1 protein-coding gene is annotated in these 508 nt (G+C 37.2%); it reads right to left on the reverse strand.

Annotated elements, in window-relative coordinates; genetic code table 11:
- Nucleotides 1–40 precede the first annotated feature (40 nt).
- Nucleotides 41–508: phage portal protein (locus H8718_RS20460; protein WP_249334892.1), on the reverse strand; the 468-nt coding region annotated here is incomplete at its 5' end.

Genomic DNA, 508 nt, shown 5'->3' on the forward strand with positions numbered 1-508 from the left:
ATCAATAGCATTAACATAACCACTAATTTCAACTTTTCCATCACTTCTCACCTCCACTTGCATCTTTTTCACCTCCTTTCACCATACTGGTTCCTGTTGCACCATTTTGCACCACATTGGTGTAATCTTGATTAACTTTGGTGTTTGTATTCGGTGTATAGATTTCTCCTGATTCAATATGCATTAATACATCACCTAGACTCAGCTTAACGAAGTTTAATGATTCTATCTCATTCAAATCTTCCTCAAAACGCACCTCGGATGGTGTCATAAACCCATTCTTAAGGGCAATCTCATAAGCCTTGAAGCGTTTCTCAATATCACCTTTGTTGAGCTGCTTTGTATCAAAAGCAAAGTAATACTTGCCTTGTTCCTCTGTCGTAAGAAGTGCCTTATTAATAGCCTTCTCAAATTTGTTTACGATTGGCATAATAGCCAGTTTTACAAAAGCATCCCACACATCTTCAGGAATCGTTGAGTTAAATAGATTGACTGGTACATTAAAGAG

The organism is Zhenhengia yiwuensis, assembly GCF_014384995.1.
Taxonomy (GTDB): Bacteria; Bacillota; Clostridia; order Lachnospirales; family Cellulosilyticaceae; genus Zhenhengia; species Zhenhengia yiwuensis.